The sequence below is a fragment of the Thermocatellispora tengchongensis genome (assembly GCF_014202315.1).
Taxonomy (GTDB): domain Bacteria; phylum Actinomycetota; class Actinomycetes; order Streptosporangiales; family Streptosporangiaceae; genus Thermocatellispora; species Thermocatellispora tengchongensis.
This window is the reverse complement of sequence record NZ_JACHGN010000014.1, coordinates 99,113-120,323: the sequence shown is the minus strand read 5'-3', so window position 1 is coordinate 120,323 and position 21,211 is coordinate 99,113. Positions and strand designations below refer to the sequence as shown.

The 21,211-nt window shown below is 73.3% G+C and carries 20 protein-coding genes; 11 read left to right on the top strand and 9 right to left on the bottom strand.

The window, feature by feature from the left end; genetic code table 11:
• Positions 1 to 12 precede the first annotated feature (12 nt).
• Genes HNP84_RS29975 through HNP84_RS29965 form a run of 3 tightly spaced genes read left to right on the top strand, consistent with a single transcriptional unit; the run spans position 13 to position 2,823 of the window.
• Positions 13 to 933, top strand: a complete 921-nt coding sequence (locus HNP84_RS29975; RefSeq protein ID WP_185053286.1) for an ABC transporter ATP-binding protein — start codon at positions 13 to 15, stop codon at positions 931 to 933.
• Positions 902 to 1,702 (top strand): DUF2705 family protein, encoded by an 801-nt coding sequence (locus tag HNP84_RS29970; protein ID WP_185053285.1) that lies wholly within the window; start codon positions 902 to 904, stop codon positions 1,700 to 1,702. Before HNP84_RS29975 ends, HNP84_RS29970 begins: the two co-directional genes overlap by 32 nt.
• A complete protein-coding gene (locus tag HNP84_RS29965; protein ID WP_185053284.1) occupies positions 1,702 to 2,823 on the top strand; it encodes a PucR family transcriptional regulator in 1,122 nt (373 codons plus the stop codon). Before HNP84_RS29970 ends, HNP84_RS29965 begins: the two co-directional genes overlap by 1 nt.
• Before the next feature lie 7 nt (positions 2,824 to 2,830).
• Here the strand turns inward: HNP84_RS29965 and HNP84_RS29960 are convergent, their stop codons facing one another.
• Both HNP84_RS29960 and HNP84_RS29955 read right to left on the bottom strand, forming a co-directional pair.
• Positions 2,831 to 3,790 carry a quinone oxidoreductase family protein gene (locus tag HNP84_RS29960; RefSeq protein WP_185053283.1) on the bottom strand — a complete coding sequence of 320 codons (960 nt, stop codon included), beginning with the start codon at positions 3,788 to 3,790 and terminating at the stop codon, positions 2,831 to 2,833.
• Between the two features lie 13 nt (positions 3,791 to 3,803).
• On the bottom strand, positions 3,804 to 5,762 hold the full coding sequence (locus HNP84_RS29955; RefSeq protein ID WP_312925993.1) for a serine/threonine-protein kinase: 1,959 nt from the start codon (positions 5,760 to 5,762) through the stop codon (positions 3,804 to 3,806).
• 291 nt (positions 5,763 to 6,053) lie between these two features.
• Here HNP84_RS29955 and HNP84_RS29950 point away from each other — a divergent pair, with 291 nt between their 5' ends.
• Positions 6,054 to 6,320: a DUF6504 family protein gene (locus HNP84_RS29950; protein WP_185053282.1), complete on the top strand. Its 267-nt coding sequence runs from the start codon at positions 6,054 to 6,056 to the stop codon at positions 6,318 to 6,320.
• Positions 6,320 to 9,793 carry a DNA polymerase III subunit alpha gene (locus HNP84_RS29945; RefSeq protein ID WP_185053466.1) on the top strand — a complete coding sequence of 1,158 codons (3,474 nt, stop codon included), beginning with the start codon at positions 6,320 to 6,322 and terminating at the stop codon, positions 9,791 to 9,793. The genes HNP84_RS29950 and HNP84_RS29945 overlap by 1 nt, the downstream gene beginning before the upstream one ends.
• Positions 9,794 to 10,216: 423 nt before the next feature.
• Here the strand turns inward: HNP84_RS29945 and HNP84_RS29940 are convergent, their stop codons facing one another.
• From HNP84_RS29940 to HNP84_RS29925, 4 genes are all read right to left on the bottom strand, one after another.
• Positions 10,217 to 10,990, bottom strand: a complete 774-nt coding sequence (locus HNP84_RS29940; protein ID WP_185053281.1) for a MerR family transcriptional regulator — start codon at positions 10,988 to 10,990, stop codon at positions 10,217 to 10,219.
• 250 nt (positions 10,991 to 11,240) lie between these two features.
• Positions 11,241 to 11,681 carry an HD domain-containing protein gene (locus HNP84_RS29935; protein WP_185053280.1) on the bottom strand — a complete coding sequence of 147 codons (441 nt, stop codon included), beginning with the start codon at positions 11,679 to 11,681 and terminating at the stop codon, positions 11,241 to 11,243.
• The gene (locus tag HNP84_RS29930) at positions 11,678 to 12,358 is read right to left on the bottom strand and encodes a class I SAM-dependent DNA methyltransferase (protein ID WP_221336952.1); all 681 of its coding nucleotides are present in this window, start codon (positions 12,356 to 12,358) and stop codon (positions 11,678 to 11,680) included. Before HNP84_RS29930 ends, HNP84_RS29935 begins: the two co-directional genes overlap by 4 nt.
• Before the next feature lie 110 nt (positions 12,359 to 12,468).
• Positions 12,469 to 13,017 (bottom strand): TetR/AcrR family transcriptional regulator, encoded by a 549-nt coding sequence (locus tag HNP84_RS29925; protein WP_221336915.1) that lies wholly within the window; start codon positions 13,015 to 13,017, stop codon positions 12,469 to 12,471.
• Between the two features lie 116 nt (positions 13,018 to 13,133).
• Here HNP84_RS29925 and HNP84_RS29920 point away from each other — a divergent pair, with 116 nt between their 5' ends.
• Positions 13,134 to 13,970, top strand: a complete 837-nt coding sequence (locus HNP84_RS29920) for an oxidoreductase (RefSeq protein ID WP_185053278.1) — start codon at positions 13,134 to 13,136, stop codon at positions 13,968 to 13,970.
• 1 nt (position 13,971) lies between these two features.
• On the opposite strand, the gene HNP84_RS29915 is transcribed toward HNP84_RS29920, so the two are convergent.
• Positions 13,972 to 14,802: a maleylpyruvate isomerase family mycothiol-dependent enzyme gene (locus tag HNP84_RS29915; RefSeq protein ID WP_185053277.1), complete on the bottom strand. Its 831-nt coding sequence runs from the start codon at positions 14,800 to 14,802 to the stop codon at positions 13,972 to 13,974.
• A 297-nt stretch (positions 14,803 to 15,099) separates the two neighbouring features.
• On the opposite strand from HNP84_RS29915, the gene HNP84_RS29910 reads away from it, so the two are divergent.
• From HNP84_RS29910 to HNP84_RS29890, 5 genes are all read left to right on the top strand, one after another.
• Positions 15,100 to 16,725, top strand: a complete 1,626-nt coding sequence (locus HNP84_RS29910) for a sensor histidine kinase (protein ID WP_221336914.1) — start codon at positions 15,100 to 15,102, stop codon at positions 16,723 to 16,725.
• A gap of 134 nt (positions 16,726 to 16,859) precedes the next feature.
• Positions 16,860 to 17,291, top strand: coding sequence for a roadblock/LC7 domain-containing protein (locus tag HNP84_RS29905; protein WP_246518921.1), 432 nt, complete (start codon positions 16,860 to 16,862; stop codon positions 17,289 to 17,291).
• On the top strand, positions 17,291 to 17,644 hold the full coding sequence (locus tag HNP84_RS29900; protein WP_221336951.1) for a DUF742 domain-containing protein: 354 nt from the start codon (positions 17,291 to 17,293) through the stop codon (positions 17,642 to 17,644). The genes HNP84_RS29905 and HNP84_RS29900 overlap by 1 nt, the downstream gene beginning before the upstream one ends.
• Positions 17,625 to 18,227, top strand: coding sequence for a GTP-binding protein (locus HNP84_RS29895; RefSeq protein WP_185053275.1), 603 nt, complete (start codon positions 17,625 to 17,627; stop codon positions 18,225 to 18,227). The genes HNP84_RS29900 and HNP84_RS29895 overlap by 20 nt, the downstream gene beginning before the upstream one ends.
• On the top strand, positions 18,224 to 19,513 hold the full coding sequence (locus HNP84_RS29890) for a cytochrome P450 (RefSeq protein ID WP_185053274.1): 1,290 nt from the start codon (positions 18,224 to 18,226) through the stop codon (positions 19,511 to 19,513). The genes HNP84_RS29895 and HNP84_RS29890 overlap by 4 nt, the downstream gene beginning before the upstream one ends.
• A 9-nt stretch (positions 19,514 to 19,522) precedes the next feature.
• On the opposite strand, the gene HNP84_RS29885 is transcribed toward HNP84_RS29890, so the two are convergent.
• Positions 19,523 to 20,269 carry a DUF4328 domain-containing protein gene (locus HNP84_RS29885; protein WP_185053273.1) on the bottom strand — a complete coding sequence of 249 codons (747 nt, stop codon included), beginning with the start codon at positions 20,267 to 20,269 and terminating at the stop codon, positions 19,523 to 19,525.
• A gap of 81 nt (positions 20,270 to 20,350) precedes the next feature.
• A complete protein-coding gene (locus HNP84_RS29880; RefSeq protein WP_185053272.1) occupies positions 20,351 to 21,187 on the bottom strand; it encodes an ArsR/SmtB family transcription factor in 837 nt (278 codons plus the stop codon).
• Positions 21,188 to 21,211 lie beyond the last annotated feature (24 nt).

The following is a 21,211-nucleotide window of genomic DNA, read 5'->3' as shown; positions in this document are numbered from 1 at the left end:
AACATGCGGGGCATGGCAGCAGTAGTGGAGACCGAGGGCCTCACCAAGTTCTACGGGCACCGGCGGGGGCTGGAGGATCTCGACCTGGAGATCAGGCCCGGCGAGGTGTTCGGGTACCTCGGGCCGAACGGCGCAGGGAAGACGACCACGATCCGGTTGCTTCTCGATGTGATCCGGCCCACGCGCGGGCGGATGAGCGTGCTCGGCATGGACCCGCGCGACTCCCGCGTACGGGCCAGGATCGGCTATCTGCCGGGCGAGCTGGCGCTGGAGGGGCGGGAGAAGGCGGGCGACTACCTGGACTTCCTGGCGCGGGCGCGGGGCGGGGTGCCGCCCGAGGTGGTGCGGGACCTGGTGGAGCGGCTGGACGCCGACCTGTCGGTGCCGATGGGCAAGCTGTCCAAGGGCAACAAGCAGAAGCTCGGGCTGATCCAGGCGTTCATGCACGAGCCCGACTTCCTCATCCTGGACGAGCCGACCAGCGGCCTGGACCCGCTGGTGCAGCAGGAGTTCCTGGCGATGGTGCGCGAGGTGCGCACCTCCGGGCGTACCGTGCTGATGTCCTCGCACGTGCTGGCCGAGGTCGAACACGTCTCCGACCGGGTCGGCATCGTACGCGCCGGGCGGCTGGTCGCCGTCGAGGACGTCGCGGCGCTGCGCGAGAAGGCGGTGCGCCGGGTGGAGTTCCACTTCGACGCCCCGGTCCCGCGCGAGGCGTTCGAGGGGCTGCCCGGCGTGCGCGAGCTGAGGGTCGAGGGCGCGAGCCTGCGCTGCACCATCGACGGCCGGCCCGACGCGCTGATCAAGGCGGCGGCGAGGTTCACCGTGGTGCACATGGTCAGCGCCGAGCCCGACCTGGAAGAGATCTTCCTGACCTACTACAGCGACGAGGAGGGGCGTCATGCCGACGCTGGTGTCAAAGAGCCTGCGTGAGTACCGGCGGTCGCTGATCGGCTGGACGATCGGCATCGGCGCCTTCTTCACCCTCTACCTGTCGATCTACCCGAGCATCTCGGCCAACCCGGACCTGTACGGCGAGATGGCGCTGGCCAAGTACCCCGGCGCGATGCGCGACCTGATGGGCGGCCTGAACGACTTCACCAGCGGCGCCGGCTACCTGCAGACGATGGTCTACCAGCTCTTCGGGCCGATGCTGTTCATCGTGTGCGCGATGCTGCTGGCCAACCGGGCCATCGCGCAGCCGGAGGAGTCGGGCACGCTGGAACTGACGATGACGCTGCCGATCGAACGCAAGCGGCTGGTCGCCGAGCGCTTCGTGGCGCTCGCGCTGGGCCTGCTGGCGCTGGCGGCCGTGACGTTCGCGCTGGTCTGGCTGCTGTCGAGCCTGGTGGACCTGGGGGTGCCGTTCGACCGCATCCTGGCCGCGCACCTCGCGGTGTACCTGCTCGCCCTGCTGGCCGGCACGCTGACCCTGGCCGTCGGCGCCGCCGCCGGGCGCAGGAGCGTCGCCATGGCGGTGGTCGGCGTGGTGTTCGCCGGCGGCTACGTGGTGGAGACGATGGGCCGCAACGTCGATGCGATCTCCTGGCTGCGCTGGGTCTCGCCGTTCCACTACTACCTTGAGGGCCGCCCGGTCTTCGAGGGCTTCCCCTGGGGGGACTACCTTGTGCTTCTCGGCGCGACCGCCGTGCTCGCCATGACCGCGGTGCTCGCCTTCGACCGGCGTGACGTAGGAGTGTGATGGACGTTCTCGCTCGGGTGAGCGAGGCGACCGGGGTGCCCGCCGACCTGCTCGGCGGGCATCTGGACGTACTGGCCGCGGCGGGTGCCACCGGCAGGATGCCCGACAGGTCGGTCCTCGACGCGTACCGGCGCTCCGGCGCCCGTGCGGCCGAGACGGGGGTCCCGCTCCGCTCGGTGGTGGAGGCGGCGCTGCTCGCCGCCGAACTCGCGACCACCCCCCGGTTACCGAACGACGGCGCCGCGCCGCCGAACCTGGCCAACGGGCAGGTCGCGGGGGCGCTGCCCGCGCTGCGCCGCGCCGTCGCCGCGCTCATCGAGGGCTACGAGGACGCGCAGCGCCTCGCGATCAGGCGCGAGGAGGAGGCGCGGCGCGAGTTCGTGGACGACCTGCTGTACGGACGCGCGGAGCGGCTGGCCGAGCGGGCCGAGCACTTCGGTCTGCGGCTCGCCGAGTCGTACGTCGTGGCGGTCGCCCGCGGCGTGCGCCCGATGGCCGAGGACGACCCGCTGGCCGACCGCATCGAGCGGGCGCTGATCGGCCGGTTCGGCTCGCACAACATCCTCATCGCGGTACGCGACGGGCTGCTCGTGTGCGTCGCGCCCGGGACCCTCGGCGCGGCCACCGGGGAGTTCACCCACCACGTGCGCGCCGGGTTCGAGCCCGGCTGGCGGGTGGGCGTGGGGCGTCCGCACCGGGGGCCGGGCGGCGTGGTCACCTCCTTCAGGGAGGCCGGCAACGCGATCGACCTCGGCGAGCGGCTGGGCCTGCGGGCCAGCGTGCTGCGCGCGGCCGACCTGCTGGTGTTCCCGGTGCTGCTGCGCGACCGCGCCGCGATCGAGGACCTGGTCGCGTCGGTGCTGAGCCCCCTCACCGAGGCCCGGGGCGGGCCGGAGCCGCTGCTGGCCACCCTGGAGGCGGTCTTCGCCTCGCAGGGCAACCAGACCGCGGCGGCGCGCAGGCTCGGCCTGAGCACCCGCGCCGTCACCTACCGCCTGGAGCGCATCCGCAGGCTCACCGGGTTCTCACCGGACGACCCCACCCAGCGCTTCACCCTGGAGACGGCCGTGCTCGGGGCCCGGCTGCTGGACTGGCCCGCCCGGCCCCTGCCCGGCCGCTGAGCGCCGCTCAGGGCACCAGCAGCAGCTTGCCGGTCGTACGGCGGGCCTCCAGGTCCTCGTGCGCGCGGCGCGCCTCGGCCAGCGGGTAGCGCTCGGAGACCACGATCGACAGCTTGCCGGAGGCGATCCAGCCGAACACGTCGCCCGCCCGCCACAGCAGCTCCTCGCGGGTCGCGGTGTAGTGGCGCAGGGTCGGGCGGGTGAGGAACAGCGAGCCGGCGTCGTGCAGGGCCATCGGATCGACCGGCGGCACCGGGCCGCTCGCGGCGCCGTACAGGGCCATCATGCCGCGCGTGCGCAGCGCCTGGAGGCTGCCCGCGAACGTGGTCGCGCCCACGCCGTCGTACACGACGTGGACGCCGGCGCCGGTGAGCTCCAGCACGGCCTCGGCGAAGCCCTCGTAGCGCAGCACCTCGTCGGCGCCCGCCTGCCGGGCCAGCTTCTCCTTCTCCTCGGTGGACACCGTGCCGATCACCCGGGCCCCGAGCATCTTGCACACCTGGACCAGCAGCAGGCCCATGCCGCCCGCGGCGGCGTGGACCAGCACGTCCTGGCCCGGCTCGACCTTGTGCACCGAGTGGGTCAGGTAGTGGGCGGTCATGCCCTGGAGCGGCGCGGCGGCGGCGGTGTGCAGGTCCACGCCGTCGGGCACCGGCAGCAACTGGGTGGCGGGCACCACGACCTTCTCGGCGTAGCTGCCCAGCACGTTGGCCCAGGCCACCTTGTCGCCGACGGCGAACTCGGTGACGTCGGCGCCGACCGCGCTCACCGTGCCCGCCCCCTCGGAGCCGAGCACGAACGGCACGGTCAGCGGGTAGCGCCCCTTGCGGTGGTAGACGTCGATGAAGTTGACGCCCGCCGCCGCCAGATCGACGACCACCTCGCCCGGCGCGGGCGAGGGCTCGGGCACCTCGGTGTATTCGAGGACCTCCGGCCCGCCGGTGGCGGAGACGACTGTGGCGTTCATCGCTGTGCTCCTCTCACGAACCCTGGGCCGGCGGCGGCCCCTGCACGGTGTAGTTGTCGAAGGACACCTTCAGCACCGCCGAACTCTTCTCCCCGACGCGGGCGAGCATGCCGACCTGGCCGTTGGGCAGCGGCGACGCGGTGTCCACGGTGGTGACCGCCTGCTCGCCGTCCACCCACATGGTCAGCGTCATCGCGCCGTCCTCGCCGGGGCTGCACTCGGCCTGGATCCTGCGCTCGGCGGAGGGCTGGTAGCCGATCGCCGCCTTGGCCAGGTCGCCGCCCCGGTCCTCCACCACCTTCCTGATCCGCGCGTTGCCCACGGTGTCGAGCAGGAACTCGTACCGCGTGGCCTTGTACTCGTCGCTGCCGCGGCAGAACAGGCCGAACTCGCCGGTGCCCTTGGTGCCCTCCCTGATCGCGGCGTCCACGCCGAGCAGCAGCCGCTCGGGGGTGGTCGGGGTCGGCGTGGCGCTCGGGTCGGGGGTCGCGGGCTGCTGGGGCACGTACGGGATCGGCGCCTCCTCCCGGCGCACGGAGTTCTCGCCGGTCACGTCGATCGCGTAGTAGCCCTCGGGGGAGTAGCCGTACGTGCCGCCGTCGGTGCCGTCGGTGTAGGTGCCGCCGCCCCACCCGGTGCCGGAGGAGGTGAAGTCGTCCTGGTAGAGCACCGCCAGCCCCTCGGGCGGGCCGCTCGGGCGCAGCAGGGCCCACGCGCCCACCCCCAGCGCCGCCGCGACCAGCGCGGCCACCGCCGCCCCGGCGATCACCTTGACCCGCGGCGACCGGGAGCCGATCCCCGGCCGGGTCGGCCCGTCGCCGGTCGCGGGCGGCGCGTACGCGGGCGGCGGCCCGGCATGGTGCTGGGCGGTGGCGCGGAGCGTGTCGCCCGCGGCGTGCGGCGCGGTCGCCTGGAACGCAGGAGCGGGCCCACCGGCCACGGCCGGCGTTCCAGTGGCCACGGCCGGCGCCCCGCCCGGCAGGGTCTGCGGCGCGCCGGGCAGCGTCTGGGGCCCACCGGGCAGGGTCTGGGGCGCGCCGGGCGGCGTCTGGGGCGCGCCGTGGCCGGCCGGGGGCGCGCCCTGCGGGGCGTGCGCCGGCGCGGCGGGCGGCTGGGCGGCCCGCTGCCAGGCGTTCTGCACCGAGTACGCCGTCTGCTCCGGCACCGCCGACCGGCCCACCATGCTGTCCAGGAGCTGCTGCGCGGTCGGCCGCCGGGCCGGGTCCTTCGACAGCGAGTACGTCACCAGCTCGCGCAGCCCCGGCTCCAGCCCTTCGAGCACCGGGTCGGTGCTGAGCACCTGGTACAGCACCGCGTGCAGCGCCTCGCCGTTGAACGGGGGCCGCCCGGTGGCCGCGAACGCGACCAGGCACCCCCAGGAGAACACGTCGCAGGCGGGCGAGACGGGCTCGCCGCGCAGCACCTCGGGGGCCATGTAGCGCGGCGTGCCGATGATCTCGCCGGTGCCGGTGATCCCGCCGAGGGTGTCCAGCGCCCGCGCGATGCCGAAGTCGATCACCCGGGGGCCGACGGGGGAGAGCAGCACGTTGGACGGCTTGAGGTCGCGGTGCACGATGCCCGCGCCGTGGATCGCGGTGAGCGCGGTGGCCACGCCGACGGCGAGGGCGTCCAGGCTGGACCCGCGCAGCGGCCCGGAGCGGGCCACCGCCTCCTCCAGGTTGGGACCGCCGACGTACTCGGTGACGACGTAGAGCTGGTCGCCGTCGAGGGCCGCCTCGATCACCGCGGCCGTGCAGAAGCGGCGTACGCGCATCGCCGCGTCGGCCTCGCGCCGGAAGCGCATCCGGAACTGCTCGTGCCGGCTGTACTCCGGGTTGATGACCTTGATCGCGACCGGCTGCCCGGTGGGGTCCTCACCGAGGTACACCGTGCCCATGCCGCCCCGCCCCAGACGGCTGCGCACGGAGTAGCGCCCAATCTGGCGGGGTTCGTCCGGACTCAGGTTGTTCACCGCTCGACCTAACCGCTATGCATAGTGATGAGGTGGCTCAGCCTATCGAGGAGGCGCCTCCGGTTGAGAGGGGTCGGCCGCGGCGGCGCCGTGACGGGCGGCATGACCTTCACAGCGTGGCCTTCACAGCGTGGCCTTGTCGATCCGCGGCCCGATCGGCGCGGACCCGTCGATCCGGCAGGCCGGCGACTTGCGCTGAGACCCCAGAAGAACATATGTTCGATACAGCACCCGACTTCCCCCGGGTGGCTCACGAGAAGCAGTCCGGAGCCCCAGGGAGGAAGAACCGCCTTGAGCAGACTCTACGGCGATCCGATCGAGGTGTGGACCAGAGACGGGGAGCCCAGCCAATTCGTCTGGCGCGACCGCCTCTACGTCGTGCGCCGGATCCTGGACCACTGGGTGGTCGCCCGAGAGTGGTGGAAGACCTCCGAGACCGACCCGGGCGAGCGCAGGTTCTGGCGCGTCGAGGCCACGCCCGACCGTGAGGTCGGCACCTACGAGCTCCGCTTCGACACCGCCAGCGGCGGCTGGCTGCTGCTGAGGGCGTGGGACTGATGTTCGCCCACCTGCACGTCGCCTCGGCGTACTCGCTCAGGTACGGCACCGCCTTCCCGGCCGCGCTGGTCGAGCGGGCCGCCGAGCACGGCATGGACATCATCGCGCTGACCGACCGCGACGGCGTCTACGGCGCGATCAAGCACGCGCAGGCGTGCCTGGACGCCGGCCTGCGCCCGGTCGTCGGCGCCGACCTCGCCTGCGCCGACGGCACCCGCGTCACCGTGCTGGCCCGCGGCCACGCCGAGGGCTGGGCGAGCCTGTGCCGCCTGGTCACCGCCGCCCACTACGCGGGGGAGCGGGGCGAGCCCGCCGTCACCCGCGAGCTGGTCGGCCGATACGCCGAAGGGCTCGCCGTGCTGCTCGGCCCCGGCTCCGACGTCGGCCGCGCCGTCGCCGACCGCCGCGACGAGCAGGCCCGCGACCTGCTGCTCGCCTGGCGCGCCGCCGTGCCCCACCTCGCGGTCGAACTGGTCGACCAGTACGGCTACCGCGAGGGCGGCACCGCCGCCCGCATGCTCGCGCTCGCCGAGTCGGCCGGCGCGCGTACGGTGCTCACCAACGCCGTGCGCTACCTCGACCCGGCCGACTACCAGGTCGGCGACGTGCTCGACGCCGCCCGCAAGCTGGTCCCGCTGCACCCCCGCCATCTGGAGCACACCACCTCCCACGCCTACCTCAAGAGCCCCAAGGAGATGGCCCAGGTCGCCGCCCGGGTTTGCGGCGGCGACACCCGCAGGGCCGCCCGCCTGCTCACCTCCACCCGCGACCTGGCCGAGCGGTGCGCGTTCGACCCGCGCGAGCTGCTCGCGCTGCGCGCCCAGCCCGCCCGGCTGCACCTTCCCGAGATCGGCCGCGACCCGGTGCCGCTGCTGCGCAACCGCTGCGCCGACGGCCTGTACCGACGCGGCCTGGACCGTTCCAGGGACGTGCGCGGCCGGCTCGCCGCCGAGCTGGACATCATCGAGGCCAAGGGCCTGTCCGGCTACTTCATCGCGGTCGCCGGCATCACCGACATGATCCGCGCCATGGGCGTACGCTGCGCGATCCGCGGCTCCGGCGCCGGCAGCCTGGTCAACTACCTGATCGGCATCGGCGAGGTGAACCCGATCGAGCACGGCCTGCTGATGGAGCGCTTCCTGTCCGAGGGCCGCGTCGGGCTGCCCGACATCGACATCGACGTGGAGTCGGCCCGCCGTCTCGACTGCTACCGCGCCATCTACGAGCGCTACGGCGAGGAGCGGGTCGCCTGCGTGTCCATGATGGAGACCTACCGGGCGCGCAGCGCCATCCGCGACGTCGGCGCCGCCATGGGCCTGCCGCCGCACGAGATCGACGTGATCGCCAAGGCGTTCCCGCACGTCCGCGCCAAGCAGATCCGCGCCGCCCTGTCCGACCTGCCCGAGCTGCGCGAGAGCGGCCTCGGCGACCGGCAGCTCGAAACCGTCTTCCGCCTCGCCGAACGCCTCGACGGCCTGCCCCGGCACATCGCCCTGCACCCCTGCGGCGTCCTGGTCGGCAACTCCGCGCTGCGCGACATCACCCCGGTCGAGCGCAGCCTGCTCGACTTCCCCATGTCGCAGTTCGACAAGGACGACGTGGAGGAGGCCGGGCTGCTCAAGCTGGACGTGCTCGGCGTGCGCATGCAGTCGGCCATGGCCTACACCCTCCAGGAGATCAAGCGGGTGGACGGCCTGGACATCGAGCTCGACGCGGTGCCCCACGACGACGCGGCGACGTACGACATGATCCGCACCGGCCGCACGATCGGCTGCTTCCAGATCGAGTCGCCCGGCCAGCGCGAGCTGGTCGCCAAGCTGGAGCCGCGCACGATGCACGACCTGATCGTGGACATCTCGCTGTTCCGCCCCGGCCCGGTCAACTCCGACATGGTCACCCCCTACCTGGAGTCGCGGCACGGCTTCCGCCCGGTCGTGTACCCGCACGAGGACCTGCGCGAGGCCCTGGCCGAGACCAACGGCGTGGTCATCTTCCACGAGCAGATCCTCAGGATCGTCGATGCGATGACCGGCTGCGGCCTGTCCTTCGCCGAGACCATCCGCCGCACCCTGGACACCCCCGAGGGCCGCGAGCGCGTCCGCTCGTGGTGGGAGGGCGCGGTGCGCCCCGAGTACGACCGGGAGACCGTCGAGCGCTCCTGGCAGGTCCTGGACGCCTTCGGCGCGTTCGGCTTCTGCAAGGCCCACGCCGCCGCCTTCGCCCTGCCCACCTACCAGTCGGCCTGGCTCAAACGCCACCACGCGGCGGCCTTCTTCGCCGGGGTGCTCACCCACGAGCCCGGCATGTACCCGCCCCGCGTGATCCTGGAGGAGGCCCGCCAGTGCGGCGTCTCCGTCCTCCCGCTGGACGTCAACCGCTCCGGCAGGCACTGGCAGGTGGAACGGGTGTCCCCCGGCCTCGGGCCGGACGAGGAAGGACTGGACACCATCGGCCGCGGCTACGGCCTGCGCGTGCCCTTCTCCGCGATCAGGGGCATCAGCGAGGCCGAGGTGGACCGGATCGTCGCCGGCCGGCCGTACACCTCGCTGTCCGACTTCTGGGACCGCGCCCGCCCCTCCCGCCCGGTCGCCGAGCGCATCGTCCAGGTCGGCGGCTTCGACGCGCTGCACGGCCTGACCCCCGGCCACGGCCCCCGCTGGCGCCCCGGCGAGCCGACCAGGCGCGATCTCGTCGCCCAGGTCGGCGCCCTGGACCGCTCCTCCGCCGCCGGCGTCACCGTACGCCCGTCCACCCGCGCCTCCCGCACCACCTCCACCGCCGCCGCCGAGGCGCTGTCGGTGCAGATGCCCCTCGGCTTCACCGAGCACATCACCCCCGGCGAGCTGCCCGAGATGACCGAGACCGAGATGGTCGCCGCCGAGCTGGAGATCCTCGGCATGGACGTCACCCGGCACGTGATCACCTTCCACGACGAACTGCTGGACGCGCTCGGCGTCGTACGCTCCCGCGACCTGCTGACCCAGCGCAACGGCGCCGAGATCCTGGTCGCCGGCGTGAAGGTCGCCACCCAGACCCCGGCCGTACGCTCCGGCCAGCGCGTCATCTTCACCACCCTCGACGACGCGACCGGCCCGATCGACCTCACCTTCTTCGAGTCCGTCCAGGCCCGCTGCGCCGCCACGGTCTTCGGCTCCTGGATGCTGCTGGCCCGCGGCGTCGTCCGCCGCACCGGCGCCCGCGCGGTCTCCCTGCGCGCCGTGGACTGCTGGAACCTGGTGGACCTGGACCGGATCTGGCAGGAGGAGGGCCTGGACGCCGTGCGATCCGCCATGACTTCGCAGCCCGCGCCCGCTTCGGCGGTGGGCGGCAGGGTGATCGAGTACGCCAACGGCTTCAAGCTGTCGCCGTACGCGGATGTCGGGCCGGCGCCGGGCGTACAGACGCCGCCCCGGAAGCTGTGGCACGCCAGCCCGGGCAGCTCCGGCGGAGGACCGACGCGCCGCTCGGCGTGATACCCGCGTGTCCTCACGCGGCCGCGCATGGGTTTTTAAGGCTGCCGACCCACCCGCCACCCCCCGACCTACCGGGCGGGCCCCTCAGGCCCGTCGTGGCTGATGCAGGCGCGGAAGTGCGGGCTCGCGGGCCGGGCGTGCCCGCAGGCCCGCCGTGGGCGAGGCAGGCGCGGACGTGCGGGACGGTGCGTGGCCGTGCCAGTACCGCTCGGCCGCCGTCCGCTCGATGGAGGTGTCACCGACAGGGCGCCTCGTAACGGGGGGATCATCCAGCCCCAGACGATCACGGCCGGACACGGCCGATCCGCGATGGGCGCGTCGCCGTGCCGGTTTCCGCGCATGCCGCACCGGCTGCGCGTCCTGGGGGGGGCAACGCCGGGCGTATAGACGCCGCCCAGGAGTCACTGGCACGCGTCGGCCATGTCAGTGAGTGGCCCGTGCGCTTTCCAGGTAGGCGACCAGCTCGGCCATCTTCTCGGCGGGCCAGGGCAGCCGGGCGCCGAGTTCCTCGCTGTGCTCCCGCCACATTCGCCGGGCCGCCGCCGCGGTCTGCTCGCCGCTGTCCCCGTCGCCGTGGAAGGCGGCGCCCAGCTCGTCCCAGCGCCGGACAAGGTCCTGCACCTGCGGGTCGTCGGTGGGAGTGCCGTCCTGCACGTGGCGCAGGAGCTGCTCGACCAGCCCGGCGAAACGAGCTTTGGCCTGCTCCACGGCCTCGGCGCCGAGTTCGGCGCGGCGCCCGGCCAGCTCCTCGCGCTGCTCGGGGGTGAAGTAGCCGTCCAGCATCGCCATCGTCTCCAAGGTCGTCATGAAGTCTTCCGGGTCGGGCAACGACGCCTGGTCGAGCCGTTGCATCAGGTCGCGGACCTGCTCGGTGAGTCTCCGAAGACGCTCGGCCTGTCCGTTCAGCTCCAGAAGCTGGGCGGCCAGAAGCGCGCGCATGGCCTCCAGAGCATCGGCCGGGGTGGCCAGCGCCTCCCTGATTTCCTCCAGCGGCAGCCCCAGGGCCCTCAGCGCCCGGACCCGATACAGCCGCCGCACGTCCCCGGCGGTGTAGCGGCGGTGTCCGGAGGCGGTGCGCTCGCCGGCCCGTACCAGGCCGATCTCGTCGTAGTGGCGCAGAGCGCGCACCGTCACTCCGCTGGCGCGGGCCAGCTCGCCGATGCTCCAGCGGCGTCCGGCGCCGTTCTTCCCGGTCATGCCGGCAACGCTAGGACCTCCCGTAACGGCGGGTTCAAGCCCCTGGTGATACCGGTGTACGACCTCTGGACGCGCCGGCGGCGAAGGCAGATCGAGGCGTGATTACTCCCGTTCACCCTGTGGAGCTTGGCGACCACGGGTAGTATCCATGGTGCGCCCTTGGGCGTTGCGCTGCTGTTTCTTCACCATCCCCGCCATCCCTCCGGGACTGGCGGGGTTCTTACGTCAGCAGGGGCGCCGCGCCCCCGGCTCACCCCGGGGCGGCGTCCAGGATGGCGAGCGCTTGGGCGTATTTGCGGGTGAGCGACGCCGCCTGCCGCGGGTCGAGCGCCGCGAGGCGTTCCGGGTCGGTGTTGTGGGCGATGTCGGCGCGCTTGACGAGCCGGCCGATCGGGTGGGAGGCCGCGCGGCGGACGAAGTCGGCGTAGGTCTCGCCCTCGCGGCGGGTGACGGCGAGCACCGCCTCTACGGTGTCCGGCTCGACTCCGGCGGCCAGCAGGTCGTCGGCGGTCACCGGGGTGTCCTCGATGACGTCGTGCAGCATGCCCGCGATCTGCGCCTGCTCACCGTGCTCGGCCAGCGACTCGGCCACCGCGAGCGGGTGCAGGACGTACGGCCGGCCCGCCTTGTCCGTCTGCCCGGCGTGGGCGCGCTCGGCGAGCCGGTAGGCGTCGGCCAGAGTGAACGTCACAGCCCCTCCAGCGGCTTGCGCCAGATCGAGACGTGGCTCTCGCTGTCGGCGGTGAAGGGGGCGCGGGTCCAGTCGGCCCAGCGGTCGGTCAGGTGGAGGCCGGCGAGCCGGGCCATCAGGTCGAGTTCGGCCGGCCAGACGTAGCGGAACGGGATCGAGCGGAACTCGGCGCGGCCGTCCACGACGTCCACGTAGTTGGAGCTCATGGCCTGGGTGGCGACGTCGTACACGTCGTAGGCCCAGCCCGTGGGGCTCACCCGCCAGGGGACGATGTTCTGGCCGGGCGGGAGCCTGCGCAGCTCGGGGACGCCGACCTCGATGACGAAACGGCCGCCGGGTTCGAGGTGGGCGGCGACGTTGCGGAAGCAGGCGACCTGCGCGTCCTGGGTCGTCAGGTTCATGATCGTGTTGAAGACCAGGTAGGCCAGGGAGAAGGTCCCGTCCACCCTGGTTGTGGCGAAGTCGCCGATCGTGACGCCGATCGCCTCGCCGCCGGGCTTGGCGCGCAGGCGGGCCACCATCGCCCGGGACAGGTCGATGCCGTGCACCGGCACGCCGCGCCGGGCGAGGGGGAGCGCGATGCGGCCGGTGCCGATGCCGAGCTCCAGGGCCCGGCCGCCGCCGGCGAGTTCGGCCAGGACATCGGCCGTGGTGTCGATGACGCTCTGCTGGAACATCTCGCCGGAGGAGTCGTCGTAGGTCGCCGCGACCCGCTCGCCGAAGAAGCCGTCGGGATCGTCCACGTCAGGACGGTACCTCGGGGATCGTCACCCGTACCACGGGTTTTCTAGCGCCTGCCCAGGCCGTTGAGCAGGGTGTCCACGACCAGGTCGGCGGCCTGCGGGGGGTCGAGCGCGGGGGTCTGACGGGCGGCGGTGTCGATGAGGTGGTCGAGCGTGGCGCGCGCCCAGGTGAGGGGCACGCCGGTGCGCAGCGGACCCTCCTCGATCATCCTCCGCACGAACCTGTCCAGGCGGGCGCTCAGCTCCTCCATGCGGGGCCTCGCGGCCGGGTCGGCGCGCATCATGCGGCGGGTGTCGACCGGCCACCGGCGGGTGACCGGGACGATGCCCTCCACGTACCGGTGCAGCGCCACCGCCACCGGGGCCTCCTCCAGCCGGGCCTCGTCCATGACGCGTTCGGCGGAGTCGAGCTTGGCCTGGAAGACGGCCGTGAGCAGGGCCTCGCGGGTGGGGAAGCGGCGGTAGACGGTGCGCCGGTCCACCCCGGCCTCGGCGGCGATGGTGGCCATGCTGGCCGACGGGTCCTCCGCCAGCAGGCGGGCGCCCGTCCGCAGGACCGCGTCGAGGTTGCGGGCGGCATCGGCTCTCATCATCACCCCCTGAGTGTAGTGGCCTGTGTCAGATCGCTGAGATTTCTCCTCACTGGTGAGGCATAAAACACTCTTACTGCCACGTTACTGTGTCAGTTACTCGAACCTAGGAGAACGCAATGAGCAAGACCTGGCTGATCACCGGTAGTTCCAGCGGGCTCGGGCGCGCGCTCGTCGAGGCCGTGCTCGACCGCGGCGATCGGGTGATGGCGGCCTCGCGCCGCCCCGGCGCGCTCGACGACCTCGCCGACCGGTACGGGGACCGCCTCTTCGCGGTCGCGCTCGATGTCACCGACGCCGCGGCCGTCCGGGGCGTGGTGGAGGACGCGGTGACGCGGTTCGGGTCGCTGGACGTGGTGGTGAACAACGCCGGCTACGCCACGTCCGCGGCAGCCGAGGACTTCCCGGAGGAGGCGTTCCGGGCCGAGATCGAGCTCAACCTGTTCGGCGTCGTCAACGTCACCAGGGCGGCCCTGCCGGTCATGCGGCAGGCGCGATCCGGGCACATCGTGCAGATCTCCTCCATCGGCGGACGGGTGGGCGGCACGCCGGGGTTGAGCGCGTACCAGACCGCCAAGTTCGGGGTGGAGGGCTTCTCGGAGGTCGTGGCCAACGAGGTCGCGCCGCTCGGGGTCAAGGTGACCATCGTCGAGCCCGGCGCCCTGCGAACGGGCTGGATGGCCGGCGCGGGGACGACCCCGGCGCCCGTGCGGGAGGAGTACGAGCAGACCGTCGGTGTCTGGTTGCGCCGGCGTTCGGACTACGTCGGCAAGGAGCAGGGCGACCCGGTACGTGCGGCGCGGGCGATCGTCGCGGTCGTCGAGGCCGAGGAGCCGCCGCGGCGGCTGCTGCTCGGCTCCGACGCGCTGAGGCTGGCGCTCCAGTCGGCGGCCGAACGCACCGCCGAGGCGGAGGAGTGGGCCGAGCTGACCAGGTCCAGCGACTTCCCCGGCTGAGCTACGCCACCACCGCGAGCAGCGTCGTCGCGGCGGCGGTGAGGGCGGGGTCGCCGGTCAGGACGGCGTGCTCGCGCGCCGCCTCCACCGTGATGCCCCGGGTGGCCAGACGCCAGAAGGCGTCCTGGTCCATGCGGACCCGGGCGGCGGGCTCGGTGGCGGGCGTGCCGAGGGTCCAGCGGCCCTCCCGGCGGACGGCGTGCCACTCGCCGCCCGCCGGGCCGGTCGCCTCCAGGGCCACCGCCGTGCCCTCGGGGCGGTCTTCGGCGCGCAGGGCGTACGGGAGGGCGCGGGCGAAGGTGGCCAGGACCGGGGCCATGAGGTCGGGGGTGTCGGCGCCGGGCATCTCCACGGCGTCGCGCACCTGCTGCTGGTGGACCCAGAACTCGGTGTACTCGCGGGCGATGTCCAGCCAGGCCGGGCTGGGGACGTCGGTCGCGGCCCAGGAGACGTTCAGCCCGGCGGGGCCGTTCAGGTCGCGGCCGGCCCACAGCGCGTCCAGCTCCGGTCCCAGGTGGTCCAGCAGTTCGATCATCAGCCGGGGGCTGAGCTGACGGGCCGCGCGGACGAACTCGTCGTTGGTGCGCGCCAGGTACGCCGGCAGCGTCTCGTCCTCGCGGAAGATCGCCCCGCGGTGGCCGTCGCGCCCGCCGGAGATCCGCCGCATGTAGTCGTTGAGCACGTGCCCGACGACCGCGTGCACGTCCCAGCCGGGGCAGACGGTGGGCCGCGACCAGTCGGCGGGGGCCAGCGCGCGGAGCAGGTCCACCATGGCCTGCCGCTCGCGTGGGAACAGCGGGCGTACGTCGATGACCGGGCCGAAGATGTGCATGGCTCCGACCGTACCGGGTGGGAGGGCGCGGGGCGTGGGAGCGTGACCATCGTCGAGCGAATCGCCACATGTCACGAAATGTCGAATAGGACACGCTGTAGCGGTTGATTTGGTTGTTACTAATGTGTCGGTTGGTTGCGGCGTTGCTGTCTGTTCTTGTGTGTATCGCGGGTGCTACGGTGTGCGCCTGTTCCCTTCGCGGTACGTCGCGGACCAGCGACGCATAGTCCGCGATGGGCACGGCATGTACGACGCGGTCGTGCCCGCACGCCGCCTCCGCCCCCCGAGGACCAACCGATGTCAGCACATGTATCCAACCGGACCCGGCGAAGGTTCTCGCCAGGCGAGCGGGCGGCGGTCGTCCTGCTCGGGACGATGGTCGTCGTGGTCCTGGCCTGGCTGTGGGCGGTGTCCACGGCCCCCGAGGGGGCCAAGGGACTCATGGCGCTCGTCGGCGGGGTCGCGGGCGTGCTGCTGGCCGTCGCCTTCGCCCTCGTGGCCAACTACGCCGCCACCGTGAAGCTGCTGCGCGAGCGCGCCCGGCTCGCCGACGCGCAGGCGACCCGGCTGGAGCGCGAGGCGCTGCGCATGGCCGAGGAGACCATGCCGGCGCTGGGACGCCAGGTGCGCGAGGGCGTCTCGGCCGTGGAGGCGCTGGCCGGCGTGCCGCAGCCCTCCGATGGCACGCTCCAACAGCTCCTGCGGGCCGCCGGCCACGAGCTGGACGTGCTGGAGCGCGAGGTCGCCGCGGCACGGGCCGCCCGGGAGGGGTTCGAGGCCGAGGTCGCCCGGCTCGCCGGTGACACGCTGCCGGAGCTGGCCAAGCGGGTGCAGAACGACCGGGTGCCGGTGAGCACCGCGCTGGAGGAGGTGCGCCAGCCGATCCACGCCCCGCTGCGCAGCCTGCTCAACGAGGCCGCCCGCCAGCTCGGCGAGGGCGAGCGCAGGGGCGCCGCCGCGATGGCGGCCTGCGCCAGCGCCGCCGCCCGGGTGCAGGCCCAGGCCACCAGCCTGCTCGCCCGGCTGCGCGAGCTGGAGGACGAGTACGGCACCCAGGAGGAGATCTTCGCCGACCTCCTCGACCTGGACCACCGCATCTCCCAGATGGGCCGCCTGGCCGACAACATCGCCCTGCTCAGCGGCGGCCGGTCCGGGCGCCGCTGGACCCGCCCGATCGTCATGGAGAGCGTGCTGCGCGGCGCGATGGGCCGCATCGGCGCCTACCGCCGCATCCGCCTCCACTCCACCAGCACCGTGGCCGTGGCCGGGTACGCCGCCGAAGGCGTCATGCACGCGCTGGCCGAGCTGATGGACAACGCCGCCACCTTCTCCGCGCACGGCACCGAGGTGCACGTGTACGTGGACGAGGAGGACACCGGCGTCGTCGTCACCATCGAGGACAGCGGCCTCGGCATGCGCTCGCGCGAGCGCCACCGCGCCGCCAAGCTCGTCTCCGAGCCGCTCGACCTGCGCATGCTCTCCGGCACCCGGCTGGGCCTGGCCGTCGTGGGCCGCCTGGTGGACAAGTACGGCCTGACGGTCAACTTCCGGCCCTCCGCCCGCGGCGGCACCGGCGTGGTGATGCTGATCCCGCGCAGGCTGATCACCCAGCCCCGCCCGGCGTCCACGCCGCCCCCCTCCGGGCCCGACGCCACGGCCCGGCCCGGGGCCCTGCCCGGCGCCGCGCCCGTGCCCGAGCCGTCCCCGGACGAGGACCGGCCGGGCGGCGACGGGCTGCTGCCCCGGCGCAGGCGCGGGCAGACGCTGGCCGAGGCGATGGCGGCCAAGACGCGGCAGGCGCCGGCGGCCCGGCCCGCGCGCGAGGCACACGACTCCGCGGCGAGGTTCGCCGCGTTCCGCCAGGCGGGCGCCCGCGGGCGAGCCCCCTCCGCTTCCGGCAGCGAGGGCGATGGCGGCTCCTGACCGGCCCCGCGAAGGCGGCCCCCCGCCGCCCGCCCCGCCCGCTCGCCGCACCTGAAACGATCACTAGATGGGAGGCAGGGGCCGTACGTCCCGGCGCCCGCGCGCCGGCCCGGCGTACCGCCCCGTCGTTTGCGATGAACACCGACGCGTTGAGCACCACCGATCGTGACCTCGACTGGCTGCTGGAGAACCTCAGGGAGAAGACCCCGGGGACCAGGCACGTGCTGGTGCTGACCAGGGACGGTCTGAAGATGTGCTTCACCACCGGCCTGGACCAGGACAAGGCCGACCAGCTCGCCGCGCTGGCCGCCGGCATCCAGAGCCTGTCGCTGAGCGCCTCGGCCGAGTTCGGCGACGGCATCGGCGCCGGGCAGGCGATGGTGGAGTTCGCCGGCGGGCTGCTGCTGATCGTGCCGGCGGGGGAGGGCGCCCATCTCGCCGTCGTGGCCGACGAGGACGCCGAGGTCGGCCTGGTCGGACACAACATGAACGAGCTGGTGGAGCAGATAGGCGTGTACCTGTCGGCCGCCCCGCGGCACCCCGAAAGCGGCGGCGATCACACATGATGCGGCGGCCCGTGGACCGGGAGGACCCGGACCGGCTCTACACGGTCACCGGGGGCCGCACCCGGGCCGATGAGAGCGCGTTCGACTCGGTCTCGCTGATCGTCAGCGAGTGCCAGCCCACGCCCGGCATGCAGTCGGAGCACGTCAAGATCCTGCAGATGACCCGGCAGCCCATGGCGGTGGTGGAGATCTCCGCGGAGCTGCGGCTGCCGGTGAGCGTGGTGAAGATCCTGCTGCGCGACCTGCTGGACACCGGCCGCATCACCGTGCGCCACCCGTCGGCCTTCGACCGGGCCGGACGGCCCGACCCCGAGATCCTGAAGCAGGTGCTCGTTGCACTCCACAACCTCTAGCCTCGCGGCGCGCACGCCGCTGAGCGCCACCGCCGTGGACGCCCTGAAGATCGTGATCGTGGGCGGGTTCGGGGTGGGCAAGACGACCATGGTCGGCTCGGTGAGCGAGATCCGCCCGCTCAGCACCGAGGAGGTCATGACCGAGGCCAGCGTCGGCATCGACGACGCCAGCCGGGTGCGCGCCAAGACCACCACCACGGTCGCCTTCGACTTCGGCCGCATCACCCTGAACGCCAGCAAGGTGCTGTACCTGTTCGGCGCGCCCGGCCAGCAGCGGTTCTGGTTCGTGTGGGACCAGCTCTTCGCCGGCAGCCTGGGCGCGGTCGTGCTGGTGGACACCCGCCGGCTGGAGGACTCCTGGTACTCCATCGACCGGCTGGAGCACCACCGGATGCCGTTCGTCGTCGCGGTCAACCGCTTCGCCGACGGTCCCGGCCTGGACGAGGTGCGCGACGCGCTGGCGCTGTCGCCCGAGGTGCCGATCGTGGACTGCGACGCCCGCCTGCGGCACTCGTGCAAGCACGTGCTGATCACGCTCGTGGAGCACCTCGCCAAGATGTACGAGCCCGGGAGCACGCCGTGACCACCCCATCATCCGCCGCCCTGCGCGAGGCGATCCAGGCCGGCTACCCGGACCACGCCGACGCGGTGCGCTTATACGGCCCGGAGATCTACGCCGACCCGGCCGGGCTGTATGAGGAGATCCGCCGCAAGCACGGCCCGATCGCCCCGGTCCTGCTCGACGACGACATCCCCGCCTGGTTCGTCGTCGGCTACCGCGAGCTGCACCACGTGACCAGCCAGACGCAGCTCTTCGGCCGCGACTCGCGCCGATGGAACATGAAGGACTTCGTGCGCCCCGACTGGCCGCTGCTGCCGTACGTCGGGTGGCAGCCCACGGTGCTGTTCACCGAGGGGGCCGAGCGGCAGCGGCGTACCGGGGCGCTCAACGACGCGCTGGACGCCCTGGACCGCACCGAGCTGACGGCGGTCTGCGAGCAGGTCGCCGACCTGCTGATCGACGACTTCTGCGGCGACGGCGAGGCCGACCTGATCCGCCAGTACGCCTACCCGCTCCCGGCCCACGTCATGGTCCGGCTGTTCGGGCTGCCGGAGGCCGACCTGCCGGATGTGGTGCGCGACGTCACCCTCTCCGCCGACATGACGGAGGAGTCCGGTCCGGCGTACGCGCGGCTGCGCGAGCGCGTGAGCCGCCTGGTGACGGAGAAGCAGGCCCGGCCGGGCGACGACCTGCCCTCCCGGCTGCTGGCGCACTCCGCGCGGCTCACCGACGAGGAGGCCGTGCTGGACATCCAGGTGCTGGTCGCCGGCGCGCACGGGCCGACCGCGAACTGGATCGGCAACACGCTGCGGCTGATGCTGATGGACGACGACTTCTCCATCACCCTGCAAGGGGGCCGCAGCAGCGTCGGCCAGGCGCTGAACGAGGTGCTGTGGAAGGACCCGCCGCTGCAGAACGCCCCCGGGCGCTGGGCGGTGCAGGACTGCGAGCTGGCCGGGCGGCGCATCCGCCGCGGCGACATGCTGGTGCTCGGCATCGCGGCGGCGAACGCCGACCCGCAGGTGCAGCCCGCCGCCTACCCCGACAGCGGCGCCAACCGGGCGCACATGTCCTTCAGCCACGGCGAGTACGGCTGCCCGTTCCCGGCCCCCGAGCTGGGCGAGCTGATCGCCAAGACCGCGGTCGAGGTGCTGCTCGACCGGCTGCCCGACGTGGACCTCGGGGTCGCGCCCGAGGAGGTCCGCTGGCGGCAGTCGCTGTGGATGCGCAGCCTGGAGGCGCTGCCGGTCAGGTTCAGCCCGACCGCGCCCATGGGCCAGGAGGCCGTCTGGAGCGGCCCCCGCTAGCCGGCCGGCTCACTCGCCGCCGACGCCGGTGGGGCGCAGCGAGGACCGCTCGGGGGCGGCGCCGCCCGCGGGCGCCGGGCGGGTGGCGTGCCGGTGCAGCAGCCGGGACCAGGGGCGGGTCCGGCCGCGGGCGCGGGGCCGCGACTGGAGCCGGGTGATCTCCTGTACGGTGGCGGCGCACAGCCGCGCGGCGATGACGACGGCGACCAGGGCGGCGGGGCCCAGACCGGTGATCCCCTGGCCCGACAGGCCCGGCACGCCGAGCGGCGGCAGGCGGAGCACGACCAGGGCCAGGGCGATCAGCGAGGTCAGCCACCAGGCGGTGAGCAGCGCCAGCCAGCGGCGGCGGCCGTGGCCCTCGGGGTTGGCGCCGCGCCAGATCCGGTCCAGCAGCAGCGGCGGCGCGACCAGGTTGACCGGCGGCAGCAGCCAGGTGGCGGCCACGGCGCCGGCCATGCGCGCCGCCGGGGCGTTGGCGCGCGCGGCCCGCGTCAGCCACACGGCGTACGCCGCGGCGGCCGCGGCCGTGGCTGCGACCGTCAGCAGCACCAGGACGGCGAACACCGTCACCGCGCCCGCCACGGCCTGGGCCTGCGGGGACGCCGGGTCACCGGGGAGCGCGGCGATCTCGCGCGCCAGGTCGCGGCCGCGTACGGCCTCGAAGACCACGAGCGCGGTGAGCGCGGAGACCTGGGCGAGCAGCGTCGCGCGGACCGCCGAAGCGGCCCGGTGCGGTGGTGGCGGGGCAAAGCGCATCCAAACCTCTCCCCCCGGCGTGCGCTGAAGGACCTTGCCTGACTTCTATCCCGTCGGCACCTCCGCTAATCAGGCGGCGTCCTAGTGCGCGGCGCCCGCGACCTCGCCCGCCACCTCGCCGGTCTCCAGGAAGGTCTTCAGGTCCGACAGCAGCTCCGGCCAGCCGCCGGAGACCTCGCTCGCGCCGCTGATCGCGCGGTACATCTCGCTGCCGGGCTCGAAGCCGTCGTGGATCACGGTCAGCTTGACCAGCTCGCCGTCGCGGACGGGTTCGATCGCGAAGGTGACCTTGGACCGCCGCTCCTTCAGCAGCTCCGCGAACCGCTCCTCGCTCCAGCCGAACAGCTCGCGGTGCTCGGGCTGGAAGCCGTGCCAGGTGTACGACAGGCGCCGGTGCGGGTCGGCCTCCAGCACGACCTGGCCGAGGTCGCGGTACTCCTCGCCGGGCGCCATCTGCCACAGCAGCGGCGAGCCCGGCTTCCAGTCGGACTTCAGCGCCGTGCCGCCCCAGTAGCGCCGGGTGAACTCCGGCTCGGTCAGCGCCCGCCACAGCTTCTCGGGGGTGGTGCGGATGTAGGTCACGTAGACGAACTCGGGTGCGTCCATGGGTGTCTCGTCCTCCAGTGCCTTCTTCAGGTCGGTCAGCGCGGCCACGCGCGCCCGGTCGTAGCGGCCGATCCAGCGCTCGGCGATCTCGCCGATGGGCGCGGCGTTGAGGTAGTGCAGCTTCTCCCGGCCGCGCCGTACGCTCGCCACCAGCCCGGCGTCCTCCAGCACGGCGAGGTGCTTGGCCACCGCCTGCCGGGTCATGTCCAGGTCGGCGCACAGCTCGCGCAGGCTCTGCCCGTTGCGCGCGTTCAGGCTGTCGAGCAGCCGCCGCCGGCTGGGATCGGCCAGCGCCTTGAAGACCGCGTCCATCGCCTCTCCTACATGCAACCTTTT

Coding starts and splice junctions, on each gene's coding strand:
- HNP84_RS29975 (WP_185053286.1), top strand. CDS start 13: ATGGCAGCAGTAGTGGAGACCGAGGGCCTCACCAAGTTCTACGGGCAC.
- HNP84_RS29970 (WP_185053285.1), top strand. CDS start 902: ATGCCGACGCTGGTGTCAAAGAGCCTGCGTGAGTACCGGCGGTCGCTG.
- HNP84_RS29965 (WP_185053284.1), top strand. CDS start 1,702: ATGGACGTTCTCGCTCGGGTGAGCGAGGCGACCGGGGTGCCCGCCGAC.
- HNP84_RS29960 (WP_185053283.1), bottom strand. CDS start 3,790: ATGAACGCCACAGTCGTCTCCGCCACCGGCGGGCCGGAGGTCCTCGAA.
- HNP84_RS29945 (WP_185053466.1), top strand. CDS start 6,320: ATGTTCGCCCACCTGCACGTCGCCTCGGCGTACTCGCTCAGGTACGGC.
- HNP84_RS29940 (WP_185053281.1), bottom strand. CDS start 10,990: ATGACCGGGAAGAACGGCGCCGGACGCCGCTGGAGCATCGGCGAGCTG.
- HNP84_RS29930 (WP_221336952.1), bottom strand. CDS start 12,358: ATGTTCCAGCAGAGCGTCATCGACACCACGGCCGATGTCCTGGCCGAA.
- HNP84_RS29925 (WP_221336915.1), bottom strand. CDS start 13,017: ATGATGAGAGCCGATGCCGCCCGCAACCTCGACGCGGTCCTGCGGACG.
- HNP84_RS29920 (WP_185053278.1), top strand. CDS start 13,134: ATGAGCAAGACCTGGCTGATCACCGGTAGTTCCAGCGGGCTCGGGCGC.
- HNP84_RS29915 (WP_185053277.1), bottom strand. CDS start 14,802: ATGCACATCTTCGGCCCGGTCATCGACGTACGCCCGCTGTTCCCACGC.
- HNP84_RS29910 (WP_221336914.1), top strand. CDS start 15,100: ATGTCAGCACATGTATCCAACCGGACCCGGCGAAGGTTCTCGCCAGGC.
- HNP84_RS29905 (WP_246518921.1), top strand. CDS start 16,860: ATGAACACCGACGCGTTGAGCACCACCGATCGTGACCTCGACTGGCTG.
- HNP84_RS29900 (WP_221336951.1), top strand. CDS start 17,291: ATGCGGCGGCCCGTGGACCGGGAGGACCCGGACCGGCTCTACACGGTC.
- HNP84_RS29885 (WP_185053273.1), bottom strand. CDS start 20,269: ATGCGCTTTGCCCCGCCACCACCGCACCGGGCCGCTTCGGCGGTCCGC.
- HNP84_RS29880 (WP_185053272.1), bottom strand. CDS start 21,187: ATGGACGCGGTCTTCAAGGCGCTGGCCGATCCCAGCCGGCGGCGGCTG.